6 protein-coding genes are annotated in these 5222 nt (G+C 63.0%); 1 reads left to right on the top strand and 5 read right to left on the bottom strand.

Annotation, left to right across the window (positions count from 1 at the left end; all coding sequences use genetic code 11):
- Window positions 1–1030 (bottom strand): hypothetical protein (locus EOL86_11805; GenBank protein NCD26259.1); only part of this gene is annotated, 1030 nt, incomplete at its 3' end.
- A gap of 276 nt (window positions 1031–1306) precedes the next feature.
- Window positions 1307–2569 carry a radical SAM protein gene (locus EOL86_11800; GenBank protein NCD26258.1) on the bottom strand — a complete coding sequence of 421 codons (1263 nt, stop codon included), beginning with the start codon at window positions 2567–2569 and terminating at the stop codon, window positions 1307–1309.
- 351 nt (window positions 2570–2920) lie between these two features.
- Here EOL86_11800 and EOL86_11795 point away from each other — a divergent pair, with 351 nt between their 5' ends.
- Entirely contained in the window at window positions 2921–3160 is a 240-nt protein-coding gene (locus EOL86_11795) for an amphi-Trp domain-containing protein (protein ID NCD26257.1), read from the top strand.
- Between the two features lie 139 nt (window positions 3161–3299).
- Here the strand turns inward: EOL86_11795 and EOL86_11790 are convergent, their stop codons facing one another.
- The 3 genes from EOL86_11790 to EOL86_11780 all read right to left on the bottom strand — a co-directional run bounded on the left by EOL86_11790 (window position 3300) and on the right by EOL86_11780 (window position 5220).
- Entirely contained in the window at window positions 3300–3578 is a 279-nt protein-coding gene (locus EOL86_11790) for an HU family DNA-binding protein (GenBank protein NCD26256.1), read from the bottom strand.
- Between the two features lie 124 nt (window positions 3579–3702).
- Window positions 3703–4005 carry an amphi-Trp domain-containing protein gene (locus EOL86_11785; protein ID NCD26255.1) on the bottom strand — a complete coding sequence of 101 codons (303 nt, stop codon included), beginning with the start codon at window positions 4003–4005 and terminating at the stop codon, window positions 3703–3705.
- A gap of 12 nt (window positions 4006–4017) precedes the next feature.
- Window positions 4018–5220 carry a GAK system CofD-like protein gene (locus EOL86_11780; protein NCD26254.1) on the bottom strand — a complete coding sequence of 401 codons (1203 nt, stop codon included), beginning with the start codon at window positions 5218–5220 and terminating at the stop codon, window positions 4018–4020.
- Window positions 5221–5222: the final 2 nt, after the last annotated feature.

Here is a 5222-nt window from a genome sequence, read left to right as displayed (position 1 = left end):
TGGAAATGTGCGTGCCGTTGTTGGCCAGACATGTGTTGGAGGTATTGGGCAGCACGACCAGATTGCGGGTCAGGATGCCGGATTCGCGCAGCTTGGCCAAGGTGTTCAGCTGACTGCGGGACAGCGTGCGGTGGCACAGCCCCATGTACTCCTTCTTGGCCTCGCCCCGGTCCCAGCCGGACAGGCAGGGATTCATGAACAGTTCGCGGTAGAAGGCATCGGGAATGATCTCGTTAAGCTGCTTCTGCCTGGCCGGAGGCAGGGGCGCGAAATAGACCACGGCCCGTTGGCCGCGTTCGAGAAGGCCAAAAGCCTCGTTGGCGTGATCGGCCAGAAGCTGACAGAGCAAAAAACGCTGGCTGGTTTCGCGGGCAATGCCCTTGCCGCCCGCAAATCCGACGCCAAACGGCGCGGGATAGAAGGAAAACGTCTCGGGCGAGGTGTTGTCGTTGGAGAAATGCTCCAGATAGCCCTCGCCCAGAACGCGAACCTGTTCCGGCACGCCCTGGCCACCAATAAGGTCGGCCAAAGCCAATTTGAGCAAATAGCTGATGGGCACGCGCAGATGCTCTTCCCCATCGATGACGCGAAAGAAATCGGCCCGGTCCTGGCGCGGGCCGGCAGCCGGATTGGCCTTGTCCGCCAGCAAATCCCGCTCCAGCATGGCGCGGGCGTGGACGTTCAGCCGGGCCAGGGGAAAACGGATCCAACTGTTCTCCCAGACCTCGGACGTTTCCAGATAACGGTCCAGCTCGCGCAGGGTCCGCCCGGACGTGTCACCACTAGCGGCCCGGCGGACCATGTCATGGTAAAAACTCGACTCCTGAATGGTCCGAGGCAAATCCACGGCGTCCCGCTCGCCGATGACCGCGACCTGCAACTCGTTCTCGCTTCCGGCCGTGGCGTCGTCGGGCGTGAACGGCAGCCGCTCGGCGGCATGCCCACTCCAGGGGCCATCCAACTCCAACAGCCTCGCCATGTTTATGGACAGATCCATGTCCGCTGTTTCCCGTTTTGTATCGTACAGCATCGCACCCACCTTGTTGCCCACCCTTGACCACGCCTTGGTGAAAACGGTGCGGAGACTCGGCGACGATTCCGTGACGAAATCCAGATCCTCCCAATTCCGCGTCACGCCACGGTCACAAAAAATCCCCACCGCGAAGAAACGCGACGGGGATAACGGGCGTGACAATCCATCCCGGCGGCGGCAACAAAACGCCCCGAACTCACCCCGAAACACGGCCTGGTTTCTGATCAGGACGCGGGCCAAAACCATGCCGAGACGGTATTCCGCGAGGATCGCTCATGAGCATGTCGCGGCAAAATCCGCCGGGCGGGCGAAGTCCTGGGAAAACCGCGCCAGACGTTCGGGACGTGGGGGCTTGGTGCCGTCGAACATGCCGCAGGCCAGGTAATAGCGCAGGTCCGTCAGCCAGGTCGTGAACGCGCCGGGACGGGACGAGAATTTCCGCGCCACGGCCAACGGGCTGGCCAAGATCGTGCCCAGGGGCCCGAAAAGCTCGGACGGGTCGCGAAAACATTCCCAGTCGCAGCGCCGGCAGCTCGGCGTATCCCGTGGTAATTCCGGCAGGGCCCAAAACGGTCCCAAATCCTCGGCGCCCCGATAGCCACACGGGTAGGCATGGCCACGGTGGGCATCGACGAAAAAGAAATCCACCCCGCCCCGGCAGGCATAGGCCTGCTCGGCGCCGCCCCTGGCCTGGGCGATAAGCGCGTCCAGGGAGGACAAGGGCGTGAAAATCCGAAGCCGGGACCGAAACCGGGGAATCACCTCGCGCAGGGCTTCGAACATGGCCACTCTCTCGGCCGCGTCAAAACGGATGAACGGGTCCGAGGACGACGCCGCGTACACCGGATCGTCCTCGCTCATGGGGTAGCAACAGTTGGCCATCGTGAAGCCCAGCTCCTCGGCATGGGAAAAGTACCGGGAAAAGGCCTCGACAAATCCCAGGCGAAACGCCTGGGCGTCAAACGGTCCGCTCAGGGCCGCGATGCGTCCGCCGCACAGCCGATTGATGCCAAGATTGACCGAGGGAAACAAGCCGCACTGGTGAAAACACGGCAAGGCCTTGGCCATGCCCCGCACCACGCCGGGCAGGCCCCGGTTTTTTTCGTGGATATCGGGATCGCACGAGTCCAGACTGATCCACAAATTCCGCAACCCGCATTCCAGCAGTTCATCGGCCATGCGGCGCATCCTGTCGCGAAAATCCGGCTCCTCGTGACGCTGAAAGACAAACCCGTTCGTGCCGGTCCGGATATACGGCAGGCCAAGCGTCTTGGCCGCCCGGATCATGGCCTTCAGGCGCTGGTAATCGAGGAGGGGCTCTCCCCCGGTGAAGGACACGGTCTGCATGTTTAGTCGGACGGCGGCCCGCAGAATCTGTTCGACCGTGTCCACGTCAAGACTGTGCCGCGCGCCGGCGTGGTCCACGCGCATGCCGCATTGGACGCACCGCGCGTTGCACCGCGAGGTGATCTGGATCACGGCCTGTCCGGGCAGACGGCCTCGGAGCAGGCTACGACAGGTTGAAAAAAAACGCATGCGTTCCTCCTTGGTGGATGGCGACAACCAAGCATCGCTCCACGGATACGCGATGCGCCTCCAAACCCTTTGAACACGGGAAGCCCACTTATACCACGACGCCCGTCACGGTACGCAGGGACGCACCAAACTACCCCCCCACCGTGACCGACAGGCCGCAAAAAAACGACAACAACGTGACAGGGCAACCGACGACAATCACGATCCCAGGCCGCGCCAAGCCCACGGGCCGTCGCCTGGACGCCACCGGCAAGGCGGGCCGTGTTACACATCCGAGGCAATCCCGCCCAGGCATTGACCAACGCCACCGGTCGTGGCCATGCTTCGGGAAACATCTCCAAAGGAGGAACTATGTCCGAAAAAAAGAAACTCGTGGAACTGAACGAAACCCGGCTGACCTACATGGCCGGCGTGTTGCTCAAGGATGTGGCGGACGCCCTTTCGCGGCGGGAATTCGTGTTTGAAACGGCCGATGGCCCGGTGACCATGACCCTGCCCAAGGAAGTGGATCTGGAATACCAGGCCAAGCAGAAAACCAAGGATGGGGAAACCAAGACCTCGCTGGAAATCGAAATCAGCTGGAAATCCTAACCGACTGTTGAAGAATTCAAAATTCGCGGGCCGTTCAAAAATGGTGGGCTGCAAGGAAACGAAATAATCCAGGATGCGCGGTGTATCGCGCATACGGAAGCGGTCTGGATTTTTCGCCGACGCGGCAGCTCGCCGTTTTTCAACGGTCTGCGTCCCCGGCCCGGGGCCGAGGGGCGTCATTGCACCGCGCGCGCAGAGCCGCTCCCGCCTTGAAACGGATCCGCGCCCGGGCCGGAATGGCGATGCGCTCCCCGGTGCGCGGGTTCCGACCGGCGCGCGCCGGCCGGATCGCCACGAAAAACGTGCCAAGCCCAGGCAATACCACCCGCTCCCCGGCCACGAGGGCGTCCCGGACCACGTCCAGCACCACCTTGATCTCGGGCGCCACGGCCATGCGCCGGGCACGACCGCGCGCCATGGACGAGCCTTCAAGCGCCGGGGCCGGCCCGGCCAGGCCCGGCGCTTCTTCAACGCCGACCACGGGCCCAACCGCGAGCCGATCGTCAAGCGCGGGAGACTCCACGTCAGGCTCGTTCAAAAATTCATTTTTTTTTTGCTTCGAGTTCCGACTCGGGAAACACGACTTCCGGGTTGGACAGCGGCACGGTCATGGGTTGCAGGCGGTTCGGAATCCAGGACAGTTTGAGCTCCACCTTCTCCCGGTCGCTTTTCCGCTTGATTTCCATCTCGGTTTCAATGGCGTCCGAGGGCCGGAGCAAGAGCGGATGCTCCTCGTCGTCGAGGATGATCGTTCCCTGTCGCAGGCCGCCGATCAAGGATTCCAGATACGCGACCAGGGCGTCGCGGGTCAGGACGCGCTTGGATTTGACTTTGTCTTTACCCATGGTGACTCCTTGCTATGTCCCGGCCAGGGAAACGAGGGTCTGGCACAGGAGATGGGGTTGGACGCGACCGTCGGCCGGATCGACCAGCGGCGTGCGGATGACCTGGATACCCATGGTCGCCAGCTCGCGCTCCAGTTGGCGCGGACCGGGGTATACGGTGTTGGTATCAAGCAGGACGAAATTTAGGATGTCGCCGATGGCGATGGCGTCCGGCGCGTCCTGGCGCAGGTGGCGCAGCAGGACGCGGACCTGTCCGATCAGATCCAGGCCGATGGCTTCCGGATCCGGCCCAGGGTTGGGGATAAAGACCTTGGGACAGGGTGTCTGGCTTACGGCCTGTCCGATTCCGGCCGGGAGCAGATTGGCGACAAGGGAACTGTAAAAGCTGCCGATGGGATAGCAGATCAGGTCCGAGGACGTGATGGCCGCGCGGATTTTGTCCCGGACGGCCGGGCGCGCGCAGCTGCCGCGCCGGGCGGGATCGGTCAGGCTCAATTCCCGGATGGGCACGGACAGGGGCGGGGTTTCCTTGCCGGTGATGAGATGCTGGCCGACGATTTCCGCGCCGTTTTCGAGCACGGCCCGCAGCTGCAAATCCGCGTTGATCACCAGCCGCACCTGTCCCCGGACCTGGACCAGTTTGGAATAGATGTAGACGATGGGATCGATATGACGACGGTTTTCCAGATATCCGGCGGTCAGGATCAGATTGCCGATGCTGGCCCCGCGCAGGTCGAAATCCGCCGTGATGCTTTTTTCAAAGAGTTGCAGATGGTGGCGGATGATCTTGCGCATGGGGTCCAAGACCCGCGCGATAAGCGGATGGCTGCCGCCGACCAGGGCCTGCAACTCGGTTTGCAGCTGCTCCGGACTGGCTGTTTTGGGCAGGCGGTGGGCGAAGAGATCATAAATTTCCGGAAAGCCATGCAGGGAGCGGTCGGCCAGGGCCATGAGCCGGCTGCGCATGTCGCCCACGGCCGGCATGCCGAAATACTGGCGCAGCACGGCCGAACTGCCGCCGGAATCAAAGGGCGTGACCAGGTGGGTGGAATTGTGGGTGTACCCCACCAGGGCCTGACTGGTCTCCCTGAGGGCCGTGCCGCCGGTGAAAAACAGGATGCGCGGCCCCAGGTCCGGACCGCGTTGGGCCCTGGCCACGCGGATCGGGTCGGGCACGGTGATGGCGCGGGTGACGCGAATGGGCGTTTTGGTCATGC

Source organism: Deltaproteobacteria bacterium (assembly GCA_009930495.1).
Taxonomy (GTDB): domain Bacteria; phylum Desulfobacterota; class Desulfovibrionia; order Desulfovibrionales; family Desulfomicrobiaceae; genus Desulfomicrobium.
Note: the sequence above shows the minus strand (reverse complement) of the source record. Positions and strands in the feature narration are given on the sequence as shown.

Excerpts from the sequence above, each read along its gene's own strand:
- EOL86_11800 (NCD26258.1), bottom strand. The coding sequence starts at position 2,569 with ATGCGTTTTTTTTCAACCTGTCGTAGCCTGCTCCGAGGCCGTCTGCCC.
- EOL86_11790 (NCD26256.1), bottom strand. The coding sequence starts at position 3,578 with ATGGCGCGCGGTCGTGCCCGGCGCATGGCCGTGGCGCCCGAGATCAAG.
- EOL86_11785 (NCD26255.1), bottom strand. The coding sequence starts at position 4,005 with ATGGGTAAAGACAAAGTCAAATCCAAGCGCGTCCTGACCCGCGACGCC.
- EOL86_11795 (NCD26257.1), top strand. The coding sequence starts at position 2,921 with ATGTCCGAAAAAAAGAAACTCGTGGAACTGAACGAAACCCGGCTGACC.
- EOL86_11780 (NCD26254.1), bottom strand. The coding sequence starts at position 5,220 with ATGACCAAAACGCCCATTCGCGTCACCCGCGCCATCACCGTGCCCGAC.